This is a genomic window from Burkholderia sp. AU31652 (assembly GCF_002223155.1).
Classification (GTDB): Bacteria; Pseudomonadota; Gammaproteobacteria; order Burkholderiales; family Burkholderiaceae; genus Burkholderia.
Window position 1 is genome coordinate 1 of record NZ_NKFG01000017.1, and the last position, 575, is coordinate 575.

Sequence of the window (575 nt, forward strand, 5' to 3'; positions counted from 1 at the left end):
AGAAGTGGCTAGTCTAACCGCAAGGAGGACGGTCACCACGGTAGGATTCATGACTGGGGTGAAGTCGTAACAAGGTAGCCGTATCGGAAGGTGCGGCTGGATCACCTCCTTTCCAGAGCTTCTCGCAAAGTTGAGCGCTCACGCTTATCGGCTGTAAATTTAAAGACAGACTCAGGGGTCTGTAGCTCAGTCGGTTAGAGCACCGTCTTGATAAGGCGGGGGTCGTTGGTTCGAATCCAACCAGACCCACCATTGTCTGGCGGTAGGTACCTGAGGTTATCTGTACTCATGGGGGCATAGCTCAGCTGGGAGAGCACCTGCTTTGCAAGCAGGGGGTCGTCGGTTCGATCCCGTCTGCCTCCACCAATCTTCAATGACAAACATTCGAATGACGATTGTTCGAGTCTTTGTCATTGGCGATTGAGCCAGTCAGAGTGATACGTAGTACGTATCGGCTGTCGTTCTTTAACAATCTGGAAGAAGCAAGTAATTTGGATAGCGGAAGCGTCTTGAGATGGACGTGGAAACTATCCGGGTTGTGATTGTATCGATGTATCTCAAGATGATTCGAACTC

At 50.6% G+C, this 575-nt stretch carries 2 tRNA genes and 1 rRNA gene; all 3 read left to right on the forward strand.

The annotated features are described in order from the left end of the window. A 16S ribosomal RNA gene (locus CFB40_RS37595) occupies positions 1–112 on the forward strand; the annotation flags it as partial. A 63-nt stretch (positions 113–175) separates the two neighbouring features. Further along, positions 176–252 (forward strand) — tRNA-Ile (locus tag CFB40_RS37600). A gap of 38 nt (positions 253–290) precedes the next feature. Then, positions 291–366 (forward strand) — tRNA-Ala (locus CFB40_RS37605). Positions 367–575 lie beyond the last annotated feature (209 nt).